General features: G+C 50.5%; 15 protein-coding genes. 9 read left to right on the forward strand and 6 right to left on the reverse strand.

The window, feature by feature from the left end; genetic code table 11:
* Positions 1 to 162: 162 nt before the first annotated feature.
* The 6 genes from FYJ45_RS14670 to FYJ45_RS14695 all read right to left on the reverse strand — a co-directional run bounded on the left by FYJ45_RS14670 (position 163) and on the right by FYJ45_RS14695 (position 7,368).
* A complete protein-coding gene (locus tag FYJ45_RS14670) occupies positions 163 to 1,842 on the reverse strand; it encodes a helix-turn-helix transcriptional regulator (protein ID WP_074661602.1) in 1,680 nt (559 codons plus the stop codon).
* An 18-nt stretch (positions 1,843 to 1,860) separates the two neighbouring features.
* Positions 1,861 to 3,210 carry an ABC transporter substrate-binding protein gene (locus FYJ45_RS14675; RefSeq protein ID WP_074661605.1) on the reverse strand — a complete coding sequence of 450 codons (1,350 nt, stop codon included), beginning with the start codon at positions 3,208 to 3,210 and terminating at the stop codon, positions 1,861 to 1,863.
* Positions 3,211 to 3,255: 45 nt separating this feature from the next.
* Complete coding sequence (locus tag FYJ45_RS14680; RefSeq protein ID WP_154465347.1) at positions 3,256 to 3,639, reverse strand: hypothetical protein; 384 nt, start codon at positions 3,637 to 3,639, stop codon at positions 3,256 to 3,258.
* Positions 3,640 to 3,794: 155 nt separating this feature from the next.
* Positions 3,795 to 4,448 (reverse strand): response regulator transcription factor, encoded by a 654-nt coding sequence (locus FYJ45_RS31790; protein WP_074661609.1) that lies wholly within the window; start codon positions 4,446 to 4,448, stop codon positions 3,795 to 3,797.
* Positions 4,445 to 5,737 carry a sensor histidine kinase gene (locus FYJ45_RS14690; protein ID WP_207708424.1) on the reverse strand — a complete coding sequence of 431 codons (1,293 nt, stop codon included), beginning with the start codon at positions 5,735 to 5,737 and terminating at the stop codon, positions 4,445 to 4,447. Before FYJ45_RS14690 ends, FYJ45_RS31790 begins: the two co-directional genes overlap by 4 nt.
* Positions 5,734 to 7,368: a histidine kinase N-terminal 7TM domain-containing protein gene (locus FYJ45_RS14695; protein ID WP_139196737.1), complete on the reverse strand. Its 1,635-nt coding sequence runs from the start codon at positions 7,366 to 7,368 to the stop codon at positions 5,734 to 5,736. Before FYJ45_RS14695 ends, FYJ45_RS14690 begins: the two co-directional genes overlap by 4 nt.
* Positions 7,369 to 7,553: 185 nt before the next feature.
* On the opposite strand from FYJ45_RS14695, the gene FYJ45_RS31795 reads away from it, so the two are divergent.
* The 9 genes from FYJ45_RS31795 (at position 7,554) to FYJ45_RS14740 (ending at position 15,204) form a co-directional block, all read left to right on the forward strand.
* A complete protein-coding gene (locus FYJ45_RS31795) occupies positions 7,554 to 8,108 on the forward strand; it encodes a zinc-ribbon domain-containing protein (protein ID WP_081352012.1) in 555 nt (184 codons plus the stop codon).
* Between the two features lies 1 nt (position 8,109).
* Positions 8,110 to 8,409 (forward strand): zinc ribbon domain-containing protein, encoded by a 300-nt coding sequence (locus FYJ45_RS14705; RefSeq protein ID WP_074661616.1) that lies wholly within the window; start codon positions 8,110 to 8,112, stop codon positions 8,407 to 8,409.
* 43 nt (positions 8,410 to 8,452) lie between these two features.
* Positions 8,453 to 9,868, forward strand: a complete 1,416-nt coding sequence (locus tag FYJ45_RS14710) for an SPFH domain-containing protein (RefSeq protein WP_154465349.1) — start codon at positions 8,453 to 8,455, stop codon at positions 9,866 to 9,868.
* A gap of 99 nt (positions 9,869 to 9,967) precedes the next feature.
* Complete coding sequence (locus FYJ45_RS14715) at positions 9,968 to 10,375, forward strand: hypothetical protein (RefSeq protein ID WP_074661621.1); 408 nt, start codon at positions 9,968 to 9,970, stop codon at positions 10,373 to 10,375.
* 46 nt (positions 10,376 to 10,421) lie between these two features.
* Complete coding sequence (locus FYJ45_RS14720; protein ID WP_074661624.1) at positions 10,422 to 11,321, forward strand: DUF4428 domain-containing protein; 900 nt, start codon at positions 10,422 to 10,424, stop codon at positions 11,319 to 11,321.
* A gap of 30 nt (positions 11,322 to 11,351) precedes the next feature.
* Positions 11,352 to 11,693, forward strand: coding sequence for a DUF5640 domain-containing protein (locus tag FYJ45_RS14725; RefSeq protein ID WP_074661627.1), 342 nt, complete (start codon positions 11,352 to 11,354; stop codon positions 11,691 to 11,693).
* A 33-nt stretch (positions 11,694 to 11,726) separates the two neighbouring features.
* Positions 11,727 to 13,583 (forward strand): DUF5067 domain-containing protein, encoded by a 1,857-nt coding sequence (locus FYJ45_RS14730; RefSeq protein ID WP_074661630.1) that lies wholly within the window; start codon positions 11,727 to 11,729, stop codon positions 13,581 to 13,583.
* Between the two features lie 143 nt (positions 13,584 to 13,726).
* Positions 13,727 to 14,326, forward strand: a complete 600-nt coding sequence (locus FYJ45_RS14735) for a hypothetical protein (protein ID WP_074661632.1) — start codon at positions 13,727 to 13,729, stop codon at positions 14,324 to 14,326.
* Positions 14,323 to 15,204 (forward strand): hypothetical protein, encoded by an 882-nt coding sequence (locus FYJ45_RS14740; protein WP_074661635.1) that lies wholly within the window; start codon positions 14,323 to 14,325, stop codon positions 15,202 to 15,204. The genes FYJ45_RS14735 and FYJ45_RS14740 overlap by 4 nt, the downstream gene beginning before the upstream one ends.
* Positions 15,205 to 15,235 lie beyond the last annotated feature (31 nt).

Genomic DNA, 15,235 nt, shown 5'->3' on the forward strand with positions numbered 1-15,235 from the left:
GAACGCGTAGCCAGCCCCGGCTACGGGGCTGTTCACGGGGTTTGGGGTACGGCCCCAACGAGCAAAAATGGACTTCCAGCGGTCACGCTGGAAGTCCATTTTGAGCATTTGTGGGAACAAATGCACTGCTCGCCAAGTAGCGCAACTGCTGATTCTCAAGCGTTATTGCTGATCATTTTCCTCCTGCTGTTTCATCAAAGTGGCATAACGAAGGAGTTGTTTCCGGGACGAAACTCCCAGTTTGTTGTAGATATTCTTGTTGTGAAACTTTAATGTATTTTCTGTAACTCCTAAGATCGCAATGATCTCTTTTGCGTTTTTTCCCTCAAGATACAGATCAAAGACCTTTCTTTCTGTTGGAGTAAGTTGACTAATCCCTTCCAAAAAATATTGAAAATCGTCGGGATCGATCTCTTGTTTTCTGGAATAGGCAAGTCGGGCAATTTCTGCCTGCGCGGACCCAAGATCACTGCTGGTCTGTTCCAGTTTGCTTTGTAGCCGTTCTTGTCTGCTCTCAGCTTCCAGTCGCTCCTGGTTCAAAGCGGATAAAGCTGCCTCGTGTTCTCGGTCCTGTTCTGCGAGGAAAGCAAAGAGGTCCTCAATCTCCAAAACATGAGACTCGCTCTGCGTCCGGTCTGTGTTAGTTTTAATCTGTTCCAAGTCTTTTATTATGGGTGCAACATATTTTTTGCTGCCCCAAAGAATGGAGGCCAAAATGGCAAAAGAAGCGATAAACAAGAATGCGGCAATTTTGAGCCGCACCGTCTGCACAAGCGCCTGATATTCTGTGGCAGGGAGCATGGCAGCAACCATATGGGCAGTAGTCCCTATTGTTAGTTCCTGGGTCTTACCAACAAATTCAGTGTCTCCGCTATGGAAGGTAGTCAGGCTTGATCCGTTCTCAACAGAAAAAGAATTTTCAATTGGTGGGAAATAACCAGATTGATTCCCGGCGATCTGCCCTACATAACAATCCGAATCTTCCGTCAGCAAAGCGCAAAAGATATGTGCTTGGCTGCTTCCCATCGTCTTATGGGAAAGCGAAAAATACAGACTGCTGATCTCAAAGCCGCACACACCAATCGTGTTGCCACCAGAATCTAAAACAGGTATACAGAGAAAGCGCACACTTTCCCATGTGTCAGGCAGTTTATAAACGGATGTAAGAAAGAAGGCGCCGGAGATGTTCTCGCTTTTGCCGGACATCTCTCCGTCGATTTCCGGGAATAACCCCTCTTGTGTTTCCAACTGCCATGTACTATGGAGATTGATGTTTTTTTCTCGTGCGACAGTAGAAAATCCACGAAAAAGACAAACATCATTATGGATTGTGTTTTCCGCATAAAGATTTGCAAACTTTAGATACAGCCCATTATAGCTTTTATCAGGCAGTGCATCGTTGACCGTTGTTTTCAAAAAGCAAAATGCTCCGCTGCAAGGTGCAAGTTTCATATTGCTGCTGACGATATCAAAGAGCCTGTTTTGCATGGACTCCAGTGCGTCAGGAGTATTGCGAAGTTCGTTGAAGGTAATCCCAGCATCTGAAAGTTCGTCTTTGACTGCCGCTGTTATCTGTTGGGAAAAGGCAAGCACATAGGCTGCCTGATCATTGCTTTGATGCTCTATGGAGTTTACAGAGTTCTCAAGTTGATTGCTTAAAGCCCGCTCAATTTCATATCCAATAGGATCGATTGCACCGAAAAGGAACAATAGCATAGCAATCAAGAACGCAAAAAAGAGCATTATGGTAAAAAGATAGAACATCAGGCGGCGGCGCATGGAAACGCTCTGCGTCTGAGCCGCCTCCAGTACGGATCTGATTTCTTTTAGGCGTAGTATCATGGTTTTCCCCCTTTTGTGTCACCGCTCTACGGCCTCCTGAATTTCCGAAAGCGAAGAGTCAAGGAGTTCTGACATCACTGTCTCCGGGTCATCCCCGCGCTCTATGCGGCTGATATAGTCCCGGTGGGCAGCAGACAATATGCTCTTTGCGGTCTCCTCAAACCTGGATTGCGCTTCGCCGGAAGCGTCATACAGCGGCAAAGGGCAAAAGGAGTAGGAGCCATACATTTGGTCCACCGCACCATAGAGCATATGGGATTTCTCATTCTCAATCATATCTATATTTGAAAACAGAGCAGAAAAGGCATTTTCCGTAACCGGCAAATAGCCGGAAGCAATCACAAAGTCCAGATTGTGTTCTTTCTGTGTGATCCATTTTCCAAAAATGGCGGCGGCTCTATTTTTTCGCTCGTCCTCACTTTTCATGGAAAACAAACCAGTTCCCCTTTGTATAACCACTGGCGAGGCATCAGAAAAGGTGGGGTAGGGATATACCGCTGTTTCAATTTCTTCGGTGGTATTGTCCTGGTAGGTTACATAGTCCCTCAGATACAACATCCCTGCTGTGGAACCGATATTGCTGATAACCTCGGCTGTTTTCCAGCGGTCGGAAGCATAACCGTCACCAGTACAAAGTCCTCCATGGATCGCCGCACGGGCCATTGGCAGATAGGCTTGTTCAAATTCTGCACTGCACAGGTCCGGCTTTCCATTCCGAATGAACTGTCCGCCCAGCCCGGAGACATTGACCAGGAAGTAGTGATAGAAGTCGTTAATTTGGAACATCTCTGCGCCGCCTGACCAATCGTAGTATTGGCAGCACAGAGCAAAGAGAGATTCAAAATGGAGAAGCTCTTCTTCCGATACTCCTGTGTCAGCGGCAAAGCGGTCAAATATCGTCTTGTTTAAGAATAACAGTTCTGTTGATTTGGCGATGGGCAGCATAACCAGCCGTCCATCTATAACGCCTTCTGCCAGAAACTCATCCACATAAGCAGAGCGTTCTTCCTCTGAAAGATAACCACTCCAATCCAAGAGCCGGTCAAGCCCAATCTCTTCCGCCACCCTCGGATAGGCCGTGAACAGATCCGGCATGGGAACCGCCCCCGGTTCGTTATTGGCAGAGGCAATCAGCGCATCGTCAATAGCGGTAGAATTTGTGACGGAGACAACAGAAATAACAATACCGCTTTCTTTCCCCTTCGTTTGGTTAAACTCATCGATCATTACATTGAGCGGCGATTCTGTCTGACTTCCATAGACGTGCCACATCGTCAATGTGATGGGATCGTTTGTAACCTTATTTCCACAGCCGGTCATGCCCACCAGCAGTATGATGGTGAGAAAGAAAATACATAATTTTTTCATTTTGGTGTCCTCCTATACCCTGCATGGTCCTCACCAGCCTCTGTCCTAAAGTGCGTCAATGACAGCGGAGAGATAGCTGGAAGAAACGGAACCGTAAATAAAATTGTCTACCAGACCATCCTTCTTGGCCTGCCGCACCCTGTCCGCCAGCTTTTTCTCTGTGTTTTCATCCACCACCAGCACGATCTTGCAATCTGGCTGAGCCTTTTTCAGAGCGTTTCGGATTTTTAGCCGCTCCTCCAGTGTCCAGGATGTGTATACGGTAACTTCCATAATCAGAACATTTGCAAGCACAGCATCACATAGCGACAGAGTTTTGTCCGGGCTCTCGCTCATGACTGGTTCCAGATTGGAATCAAAGTTGCGTAAGGCTTCGGCTACTGCGTCCGCAAACAGGACATTCTGCATATCAATCACGATTCTTCGCATAAGGCGGCCTCCTATCAATCATTTTGAATCCTTTGATGATACCAGTATAGCGAAGAAGCCATTTTCTCGCACTGTCCCTGAGTACAGTTTTTTGAAGTTTTCTCAAAAAAATTTCCCGGCTTCATTGAAACCGGGAAATAAAGCTGTGTGCTCTGTTATTTGGTTATGTCAAAGTCCAGATCCTCCGGGAGGCTCGGAATAATAAATTTTTTGCCTGTAACTGCTATGGCAAGGCGGGTCTTGTTGGCATAGCCTGTTTTTTGCAGGATGTTGGAAACATGATATTTCACGGTCCTCTCTGTGATAGAAAGAGTCTGGGCGATCTCGCTGTATTCCAGACCATCACATACAAGGCGCAGTACCTGGATTTCTTTTGCAGTCAGATCGGTGCTGCTTACAAGACCTAATTTCACTTGTGGCGTTTCATGGGGAAAGAGATGTTCTCCTGCCATTGTGCGATCAATGACATCGATCAGGTCTTCGGGACTTAAATCTTTGTACCAAAAGCTGTCTACCTTTGCGGCTTTGGCTCTTTCTAAAAAACCGACCTCGACCATTGATGTGACAACGATGATCTTTATGTTTGGGAACGCCACTTTGATCTCGGCGGCAGCTTCGATGCCATCCTTGTTTCCAGCAGTACAGACATCCATCAAGATCAGGTCGATCATCTGACGCTTGCAATAGGCAAGTGCAACATCCGCGCCGCTTATACTGGCTGCCAGGGCATATTTTTCACTGTCGGAGATCATTCTCTCCATATATTTGCGGGGCATCCGCTGATCCTCTACAATTAACACCTGTTTCACTCTGCCGCCTCCTTTTCTACGGGCATGACGATTATCAGCGTAGAGGCTGGTGACCACTGTATTTCCATCGTACCTCCTAAGTTCGTAACATGGCGGTGAAGGTTGAGTAACCCGCCTCTCGGCACAATGACGCTTTCAGGGGGCTTTCCGTTATTTGTGATACGCAGGGAAATGTTGTTTCCGTCCTGCCGGGCGGTGACATAAAGGGCCGTTGCATCCGCATGGCGGACGCCGTTGGTGAGACATTCCCGCATGGCGATCACAAATATGCGATATATTTCCTCCTGCTTTGGTAATTCGCCAGCCATTTCTACCTTTACGCCGATGGTACTGGCATCCCGCAAAAATTCCGCAAGCTCCCCGCGCTCCTGGGGGTATTCATTGTCATTTTTAATGGTCCTGATTGCTTTTTGAAACAATAGAAGGCTGTCTGCGGCCTCCTGGGATACCTGCTCTTGCTGCAAAATCTGCCGCATAGCAATGATCCCCGCCCCCATCTGGTCATGCAGTTTGGTTTTTGCCGACAGGACTTCCGTTTCCTTTGTCAATGTCAGTACATTATCCGAAAGAATCTTTAAGTCACGGGAGAATTTTTTGAGCTGCTCAGTCTGTTCCTTGAGTCTCAGTCCCTTTTCGTAAAGTTCAGTCACATCTGAGAAGATCGCCTCTGTGTAAACTGTGCCGTCTGGTACCGTTATCTCCGTCTGGGAGTAGCGCCAAGCCTTACCATCGGGGAACAGATAGGTTTGCTCTTCATCCGGTAGCCTTACAACACCGCTTTTCTTATCACACTCTGTAAGTGCCTGCCGCAATTCATCGAAGTGCTGGAGATCGCTTTGCGCCAGTATGTGGAACAAGCGGTGCATTTGTAGATTGCACAGTTTGAACTCACCCGATGGGGTGAAATAGCAGATCGCGTTGGGCAACATATCGATTGTCTGCTTCACGGAATTGTGGCTAAGTGTCCGGCCTTTCCGATGGATCAACACAGCGGTTTGACCAAGGAGCAAAGTACCCACCATGTCAGCGATGCACCACAGCGACCACATTGGAAATGGCAGCAAAGGATTGATAGGAAGTCCATCGGCCTTTTTGTCAAAGGCATCCCCGGCAATGCACAGCAGGATCAGCAAAGCGATAAATACCCCGGCGTTCAGAAGCCTGCACCGTCTGCTCCCACCTCGGTCAGGGGATGCAAGAAAAAGAAACACATCCAATATCAAAGAAAAGAACAGGCAAATCATCCATACGGACTGTTCCATTTCGGAGGATAAATAGAATGTTGTCACGTTTGTCCACCTGCCTTTCCGATGCGGAGGATAAAGCGCCATACGCCATCCTCAAAGGAGCAGCTTTCACAGGTATCCCGAAAATCTGCAAGGGAGCTTTCGCATTCCACCTCCAGACGGAGGATGATCGAATCTGCAAGAATACGCGCTTTCAACCAAACAAAGCTCATATCATCTATAGCGGTCTCCATCACCTTCTCAAAAAAGTCGTAGACCAGGATTGTGTCCTGGGTAAAGATTTTGCTGCCCTTCGGAATGTCTGCTTCACATTCGACCCCCATCAGTTTCAAATTTGAAAAGGATTCCTCCATGCAAAGGGCCAGTTCTGTGGTATCGATGGTTTCCGTTTTTTCACGGATAAAGATCAGGTTGCCTCTGCGTTTTATGTAAGCGCCGATTACAGTGATCTTCGCAAGCAGACTGCGGCGCTTTTCCGGATTTTCTTCTTCGTCATATAGATAAAACAGGTCATTCAATAAATCGATCTGATGAGCGGTTTCTTCCTGTAAAAGGTCATAGAGCCGATTCTTTTCCCGCAAGGTGTGGATCTCCAGCTTGATACGATAATTTTCCTGTTCCAGATGGTTGCTTTCTGCAATGGTTTCCTTGTTCTCTTCTAACTTTTTGAGCAGTATGGTAATATCTGTTATATCTTCCTGCCAATACACATGACCGCCTTCGATAGGGTAACTTTTTAGCAGGGTATGTTTATCAAGGTTAACAGCGCCCGCCTCTGCCGTACACATGATCTGTTCAGAAAGCACAGGCGAATTTGCGGAGGCGTAGCGGACCTTATGGTCGTGATCAGCAATCTGGGCGCCGAAGGTCCCGGCCTTAAACAGCTCATCATAGCCAGTATTGGTCTGAATCAATCCGCACTGGATACAGCTTTCCAGTATGGCGGTAAACATCAGGCACTGCACCGCTGTAATATCTCCGCCTATCACTTGCATCCACCTGGCTCCGCTGGCGTAGATAAAGGCATATAGAATGGAGCAGGACAGCAGAAGCGCCGGTAAGTATTTTCTCCTTTGCGCCAAACGGCATTTGATGAGCATGATCACAAAGGCGGCCAGCGCACAGATGATCTCCCACCCGATAACAAAATAATATCCGTACTCGTATCCGTTATCCGTATCGCTCCAAACCGTTCCGGTCGGGAAGGAGAAAACAAGCTGATGGAGATCGTTTGTCAGTACCAGCAGCAGAAAGAACAGGGTGGGAAGATAGAGCAGTCTTGTCCATTTCGGCAGATGGTAGCTTTCCGGCTTACCCAGCGACATGGAAACAAACACGGAAAGCAGAGGTATGAACAGCATAGGACAATAGTACCAGTACCATAGATGCCGGATCGCATCAGGAGCGACCACAAAAAAATATTTTATTGACCGTATAACAAACCAGAAGACGGTCAGACATGAAACGCCGACCATATAGCGGCGCACCTGTGTTTGTAAAATGCGATGGCTGACAGAGAGACCCCAGCCAATGTACAGACTGATATAAAGGATCGTGCGGACCAAACCCAGCGGTACGGGAAAAACATCAAACTTTCCCAAAACGCGGGCAGAGATAGCACAGACGATCAGCACAGCTACCAGGACTCCCGTTCTTTGATTCTGCTTAGTCATGCGTGGACACCTCCCCGCGAAATACAACTCTCATCACCGTATCTTCCTTGGTATCTCATTTACAGCATTTCCAGTCTTAGCCTTGAAAGAAACCTGATTTTTTGTTTCCCCTACCCATTTTTCGGTTCGGGGTGGCAAGAAAATCAGATTTTTTCTTTTCAACCCTACCCTTTCGGGGGTTTGGGGTGGGGACAAAAGTGTGGAAATCGCTTAAATTATGGGTGCAGGCAATGCCGAAGGAGGGTATGGGCTTTGTCTCCAATGAAAAGCCTCTGACTACGTTGCCAACAAACAGAGGCCGCTCTCCTTTGATTCCTATTATACCATATAACCATGACTTAATCGAGGGTCAAAGAAAAGAAAGGAGGGATTTGATGGCGCTTACCCATAAAACAGCACGCTACAAGGTGATCGCCGACTCGGGAGGAAATCGGTACAGCTTCTTTTGTGACATCACAGGTGCTTTGTTACATACGACCGATCCTATCCAAGCAGAGACACAGGAGCAGGAATTGGAGACCGCATGGGAAGACGCACGGAAATATTTTAACCGATGTCACAAGTGCGGCAAATGGGTATCGAATGCCATGTATAACGCTGATGTGGCGGAATGTGTGGAATGTGCGCCGTGGGAAGATCCGCCTCGTTACTGCTCCCACTGCGGCAAAGAGATTACCTCCGCAGAAATATTTTGTCCACGCTGCGGCAAACGGCTTCAATATGGAGGAGAAGGGTTATAAGATGACACGGCAGCAAATTGAGCAGATCCGTCTGGAAAGCATGAAGCAATATGGATTTGGGCCAGAAGCTATGAAGCTGCTTAAAGTCTGCGCTAATTGCGGTGCAACCGTCTCTGCGGAGCAGCAAACTTGTGGAGAATGCGGCAGTGGACTTCCCCAGGAAACTCTTTATCAGTTCTACCTTAATTTACACCATCGCTGTCCAGTATGTGAAACAGCGCTTTCGGACAACGCAATCTTTTGTCCTAATTGTGGGGCAATGCTCACAGCAAAGCGCAAAGAAAGAAATGAAGGATTTTAATCGTCAGTAAAGAGAAATAAATCACGAAAGGAAGGATGTAACTATGGGACTTATTAAAGCGGCATTAGGCTCTGCAGGCGGCGTGATGGCCGATCAGTGGAAGGAGTATTTCTACTGTGAGGCAATCCCCGCTACCGTGCTGGCGGTCAAGGGGCGGAAACGGGCCTCTGGGCGCTCCAGCAACACCAAAGGCAGCGACAACATTATCACCAGCGGCTCCGTGATCGCCGTGGCCGACGGCCAGTGCATGATGATCGTGGAGCAGGGCAAGGTGGTGGAGGTATGCGCTGAACCCGGCGAATTCACCTTCGACGCCTCCACGGAACCCAGCATCTTTTCGGGCGACCTGGGGGAGAGTATCGGGCAGGTGTTCCAGAACATCGGCAAGCGGTTCACCTTCGGCGGCGAAGCGCCCAAGGATCAGCGCGTCTACTACTTCAACACCAAGGAACTGATCGGCAACAAGTACGGCACGCCCTCTCCCGTCCCCTTCCGTGTCGTGGACCAGCGGGCGGGGATCGACATTGATATCGCCATCCGCTGTTTTGGGGAGTATTCCTATCGGGTGGCAAACCCTCTGCTGTTCTATACCAATGTCTGCGGCAATGTGGAAGCGGATTTTGACCGCAGAGCCATTGACGGCCAGCTGAAAACCGAGTTGCTGACCGCGCTGCAGCCCGCCTTCGCAAAGATCAGCGATATGGGCATTCGATACTCTGCCCTTCCAGGCCACACCACAGAGCTGGCAGATGCTTTGAACCAGGAACTGTCCGCAAAGTGGCGGGATCTTCGGGGTCTTGAGATCGTATCCTTCGGCGTTTCCAGCGTCAAGGCCAACGAGGAAGACGAAAAGATGATCAAGGAGCTGCAGCGCAATACGGCCTTTATGGACCCCACCCGCGCGGCGGCGCATCTTGTCGGCGCACAGGCCGGCGCCATGCAGGCGGCAGCCGCCAACCCCAATGCCGGTCCCGCTATGGCTTTCATGGGCATGGGGATGGCCGGTCAGGCCGGCGGCATGAACGCCCAAAGCCTCTTCCAGATGGGTCAGCAGCAATCGGTACAGCAACCCGTTCCGGCGGCTCCTGCCATGGAGGGATGGGCGTGTTCCTGCGGGCAGACCGGAAATACCGGCAAGTTCTGTGCGGGATGCGGCGCACCCAAGCCCGTCCCTAAACCCGCAGGGGATAGCTGGACCTGCTCCTGCGGGGCCACAGCCACCGGAAAATTCTGCCCGGAGTGCGGGAAGCCCAAGCCTGCGGATACAAACGGCTGGACCTGTTCCTGCGGAGCGGTGAACAAAGGAAAGTTCTGTGCCGAGTGTGGCAAGCCTAAGCCTGCCGGCGTACCGCAGTACAAGTGCGACAAGTGCGGCTGGGAGCCGGACGACCCCGCCCATCCGCCCAAGTTCTGCCCGGAGTGCGGAGATCCCTTTGATGACGGAGACATCCAGGGATGAAACGAGGCCGAAAAGCTATAGTCTGACCCTACGATTGCTGGACGAACAGACATAACACCTAAAACGATTAACAAAACATAAAACAGGAGGATTATACACATGAAAGGTCAAAAATTTTTGAAGGTCACTTCCATTCTCATGATTATCGGCGGCGTCATCGGTGTCATCGCGGGCATCATCGCCATTCTCGGCATCAGCGCCTTGGCGGCGCTTATGGAGACTGGCGAAGGTACCGGCCTGCTCTATGCCAGTTCCATTATTGTAACGCTGGCATCTGTCATTCAGTTTATCGCGGGCATTAAGGGCATCGGTGCCTGCAATGCGCCGCAGAAAGCGGCAGCCTGCATCAAGTGGGGCATCATCATTGCCGTTTTGAGCATCATCTCTATGATCATCGGTCTTGTCGCAGGGGGAGAGTTCAGCTTTACCAGCCTGATCCTGAATTTGCTTGTGCCCGGCCTGTATATCTATGGCGCCATCCAGACGAAGAATGGCCCCCTGGAGTAAACACCATAAAGGAAAGAGGTGGCGTACACCGAGGAGGTAGATTATTATGGCACTGTTCGGAAAACTGTTTGAGAAAAAGGAATGCGCCATCTGCGGCGGCGAGATCGGGCTGTTGGGCAATCGGAAGCTGGAGGATGGGAACTGCTGTAAGAACTGCGCGGCAAAGCTCTCCCCCTGGTTCAGTGACCGGAGGCAGAGCACCGTGGAGGAGATCAAAGAGCAGCTGGCTTACCGGGAAACCAACCAGGAGAAAGTGGCAGCGTTCCGGGTGACCCGCACATTGGGCGAGGGCATGAAAGTCCTGCTGGACGAGGATGACGGGAGATTCATGGTCACATCCGCCCGGAACTGGCAGGAGGCCAATCCGGATGTACTGTCCTTCTCCGATGTGACTGGCTGCAAGCTGGACATTGACGAGAGCAAGACAGAGATCCAGTATAAGGATGCGGAGGGGAAACGGCAGAGCTTTTCCCCCAGACGCTACGCCTTTTCTTATGATTTCTACATTGTAATCAATGTCAACAACCCATACTTTAATGAAATTCGCTTCAAGCTGAACGGTTCTTCTGTTGACAATGATGAGGAAACCCTTTTGGACGGGCCGGATGCACAGCCCAGCGTCAAGGGCGGCGGTCTCCGCACCGGAGGCGCGGGGCCAATCCGCCCCGGTATGCCTGGAGGCTCCCGCCCTGGCGCACGGCCCTTCATGGGCGGTTCCCGGACATCCAATGCGGATGAGGTCCGTTCCAGTATGGAGTACCGGCAGTATGAGGAGATGGGACGCGAGATCCGGGATGCATTGCTCCAGGTTCGGGAGCAGGTAAGGAATGAAGCGGTCGCAGCCGCAGCTCCTAAGACGGCGCTGACCTGTCCGTTCTGTGGAGCCACCACCACACCAGATGCCAGCGGCTGCTGTGAATTTTGCGGCGGCGCTGTCAATGGATAGAACAAATACACAACACAAAGGAGCATGATAATGAAAAAATTAAGCAAGACTTTGGCGCTTCTTTTAGCGCTCACGATGGTTCTGTGTTTGGCCGCCTGTGGAGGCAGCAAGGACGCCCTCTCCGGCACATGGTCGGCCGACCTGGGTGATGACGGCGTTATCACATGGACGTTCGATGGGAAAGGCAAATGCACCATGGAGAATTCCTACATGAAACAAAAGGGCACCTATACCATTGACGAAGACCAGCTTACGGTAACGCTGGAAAGCTGGAGCGATCCGTCTACCTACACGTTCTCTGTGGATGGCAGCAGCCTTACCATGAACGAAAATTCCGGTTACGGTATCAGCGGAACTTTCGCAAAAAAATAGCAGCTTTGTGTTCCGTAAATTTTGGAGGGAACTATGAAAAAAACAAAGACCAAACTTTTGTGCCTGCTGCTTGCGGCGCTGATGCTGCTCAGTCTCACCGCCTGTGGTAAAAATAAGGAATCGACAGATAAGGCATTGGCAGACTCCAATTTGCTCAAGCTCGGCGATTATGAGCTGCTCTATAAGGGCGCGTGCATCATGGAGGATTCGGATGGAAACGACGCGGTCGTTCTGACGCTGGATTTTACGAACAACGGCGAGGACAGTCATTCTTATCTCTGGTCGATCTCCGAAACAGCCATGCAGAACGGTGTGGAGCTGGCGGTTGCCATCGTCTATTCCAATCCGGACTCCTATGATGCTACGGTGATCGAAGATCAATTTACGGATGTCGCGCCGGGTGTGACCCTTGAGATCCGCACAGCCTTTGTGCTGGCGAATACGACCAGCAAGGTCGAAGTGACATTTGAGGAGGCGTTCGGCGACAAAAACGGTAAAATCACCATCGATCCGTCCACACTCAGCCGGGAATCAGCTGGGAGCGGTACGGCACAGTCTGCCGGGACCGGAGACGCGCTGCTCGACTGGTGGAATGGCGACTGGTACGGCTGGTGGATTATGACGGGCTGTTCGGGCTACTACGAGGATAAGGGTATGGAGGGCGCTTGGTGGGATATCTGTGGCGCCGTTGACATCGGTGCAGACGGCATGGGCACCGTCATCCTCTGGGATGGGGACTACACAAAATCGGAGCCTATGGTTTCCGCATCGGTCAGCCTCAGTGGCAATGGGACCAGTATATATGGCACTATGATGTCCGAGGGCGGCTCCTTCACGGATATTGCGCTTGAGCACGCGGACTGGATTGTTGATCCGGGGCTGGCGGACTACGGAGACATGATCCACATTGACGGTGATTATGAAAACAGCGGGGATGAATTCCACTATGATATCTATCTGCGCCCATGGGGAACCTATTGGGTCGATGTGGACGAGGAGGATTTGCCTGATCTTTATGATACCTGGTATCTGCCTCTGATTGAGGCGGGCAAGCCAATGCCGGACAGCCTTGATTCAGACGCTCCGGAATCGAATTTGGGTGGAAACACAGCCGGAGGGGACGGCATCGTGACAGAAGAACAGGTGCAAAAGGGCTATGTCTGGATGAACGATGTCAATAAAAATATTTTCGACACCACCTACGAGGAGGTTGTCGCTTACTTCGGCGTGGAAGGTGAGTTTGTCAAGGAAGAGTACAGCGACCACATGAAGGCAAACTACCGCTACTATAAGTGGATCTCTGCGGACAATGACTCGCATTTCATCTACGTCAATTTCAAGGAAGAGGAGACGGGCGTTTATGAGGTAAGCGGTTTCAACACCAGCGGCTTCTCCGGCAAGGAAGCCATCGCGAAGTATCTCGACATCGTGAAGGCAGAGGCCGCCGAAGAGAACAAGGCCGCCTCTGCGAACGCTGCGATGAAGGACTTCTCCGCGAAGGTTGCCATGTTTGCCCACGATGAGATCAACATAACAATCAAGACGACCGTTCCGGATAGCGGGTGGTCGTATGACGAGGGGAAGTGCTGTCTGGTGGAAAACGACGATCCCACCGCGTTCGGCGCAGGCAGCATCCGGTTTGAGGTCAGGAAAAAGCTGGAGGACTTCGACTTCTACAAGGAGAAGTTCGAAAACTATCAGGATATAGAAGACCGCGTGATCGGCGGCATCACCTTCCACGGCCGCACCTATAAGTACATCGGCTACGAATGGATTGAGTATATCGCGCAGATTGACGACACCCGCGCCCTTTCCATCGGCCTGCGGAATATGGACTGCGTCCAGGGAACGATGCCCGACATCATTCTCACCAACATGAAGTTCCAGTAGCGCGGGTCTTCGGCGGACGGCGGTATGTGTCCTGCGTCACTCCAAAAAGCGGCAGGAAAAAGCGGGTAACAATCGTATGGGATCGGCTCCCGTCCCAATTGGGGCGGGAGCCGTATGGCTATTTTAGATGAGGAGGTACTACCGTGAAATTAACCCCGGGTTTTGCCGCGATAAGTATTCTGATGGGTATGCTGGGGCTTGCTGCCTGCGGACAGAACAGCAATCAGGTCGTGTATCAATATCCGGAAACCGCAGTCCTGTTTGATAATTTTCATATCCTGAAAACTGTATACACCTCGGGCGAAATGAAACTCTATTACCGCGGCATGAATCTGGACGGGTGTCAGATCGAGTGCTACGATGCGGATTTCACGAAGCTGAGTGGCGAATTTGAGCATATGTTCGAAGACGGCGTTCTGACCATAAAGGCGGATTTTGCGGAGAAGGTCAGCGGCCTGACGATCGGTGACAGAAGAGGCGACGATACGATTTACTGTTTGCGCTATCTGGATTCCTCCCAGTTTGCGTGGCTGGCGGATACATTTTGGTATGACTATGGCTGGATGGAACTGGGCGATGTAGAGCGGTATTATAGCGAGGAGGAATTGGAGGTGGGACAGCAGCCTGTTCCCGCTCCGAAATCCGCTCGTGAAAGCTGGACCTGCTCCTGCGGAGCGGAGAACAGGGGAAAGTTCTGCACCGAGTGCGGCAGACCGTTTCAATCTCTCAGGGGTGAACTATGAAAAAGAAAAATGTATGTAAAGTGATGATTATCGTGTCAGCCCTCTCGATGTTCTCCGGACTTTTCGGATGTAGCGGAAGCAAAAAATATACTGCCGATGAGGTTGTTTCGTTCTATACCTCTTATTCTGGCATGGAAAGATACCCAGTGTATTCTTTTGCACTGCGAAAGGAAGACGAGAACTGGCTCTTTTCTGCAAGCTGCTATGTGGGAAGCCGGAAGGAGCATTACGCATCGTTCAGTTCCGTCCAGATCCCGCCTGAAGATGCAGAAGGATTCCTTGAGATCATTCTTGAGGAAGGCGAGATAAAACGGCTCAGAAAATACCGTGAGCCGATACACTTTTTTCACATATCCGATGCGCCGATGCGCATCTCTGGAATGACATTCACTGATGGAAGCAGTATAGACAAAGAAACCGCGTTCGGTGATAAGACGCTCGATTATCTCTATGCGCTTGCCGACAGGCACTATGAGGCAGCTGAGAAAATTGAGATCAGGGCTGTTTCCGTCCACAGCAGCTGTATGGATCATTCCTCTTCCTATTCGTTTACCATCGAAAAAGAAGGAGATGATTGGTTCTTTTCATTTGATGCTGCACTCAACCGCAGTGGCGCTCACACGGAAGTGGAAAACCAGCGGATTGGAGAGAGCGATGCGGAGGAGATACTCCGCATCGTAAAGGAGCAGCAGCTCGTTACAAGAGTGAAAGAGTATGAAGAGCCGCCGGACAATGACATATTCGCCCTTGATGAAACCACATACCAGACGTCATTTGAGTTCGCGGACGGCAACTCTATATATGCCCCGATCAATGCGGGTAATGAACTGATTGATGCGTTCTATCGTCTTGCGGGAGTGAGAATCTATCAAAGATAAGCTGACACTGCCGCACGAAAGGAAAAACGGT

Origin of the sequence: Eisenbergiella porci, assembly GCF_009696275.1 — a bacterium.
Classification (GTDB): domain Bacteria; phylum Bacillota; class Clostridia; order Lachnospirales; family Lachnospiraceae; genus Eisenbergiella; species Eisenbergiella porci.

Coding starts and splice junctions, on each gene's coding strand:
- FYJ45_RS14710 (WP_154465349.1), top strand. CDS start 8,453: ATGGGACTTATTAAAGCGGCATTAGGCTCTGCAGGCGGCGTGATGGCC.
- FYJ45_RS14725 (WP_074661627.1), top strand. CDS start 11,352: ATGAAAAAATTAAGCAAGACTTTGGCGCTTCTTTTAGCGCTCACGATG.
- FYJ45_RS14720 (WP_074661624.1), top strand. CDS start 10,422: ATGGCACTGTTCGGAAAACTGTTTGAGAAAAAGGAATGCGCCATCTGC.
- FYJ45_RS14675 (WP_074661605.1), bottom strand. CDS start 3,210: ATGAAAAAATTATGTATTTTCTTTCTCACCATCATACTGCTGGTGGGC.
- FYJ45_RS14730 (WP_074661630.1), top strand. CDS start 11,727: ATGAAAAAAACAAAGACCAAACTTTTGTGCCTGCTGCTTGCGGCGCTG.
- FYJ45_RS14715 (WP_074661621.1), top strand. CDS start 9,968: ATGAAAGGTCAAAAATTTTTGAAGGTCACTTCCATTCTCATGATTATC.
- FYJ45_RS14740 (WP_074661635.1), top strand. CDS start 14,323: ATGAAAAAGAAAAATGTATGTAAAGTGATGATTATCGTGTCAGCCCTC.
- FYJ45_RS14695 (WP_139196737.1), bottom strand. CDS start 7,368: ATGACTAAGCAGAATCAAAGAACGGGAGTCCTGGTAGCTGTGCTGATC.
- FYJ45_RS14680 (WP_154465347.1), bottom strand. CDS start 3,639: ATGCGAAGAATCGTGATTGATATGCAGAATGTCCTGTTTGCGGACGCA.
- FYJ45_RS14670 (WP_074661602.1), bottom strand. CDS start 1,842: ATGATACTACGCCTAAAAGAAATCAGATCCGTACTGGAGGCGGCTCAG.
- FYJ45_RS14705 (WP_074661616.1), top strand. CDS start 8,110: ATGACACGGCAGCAAATTGAGCAGATCCGTCTGGAAAGCATGAAGCAA.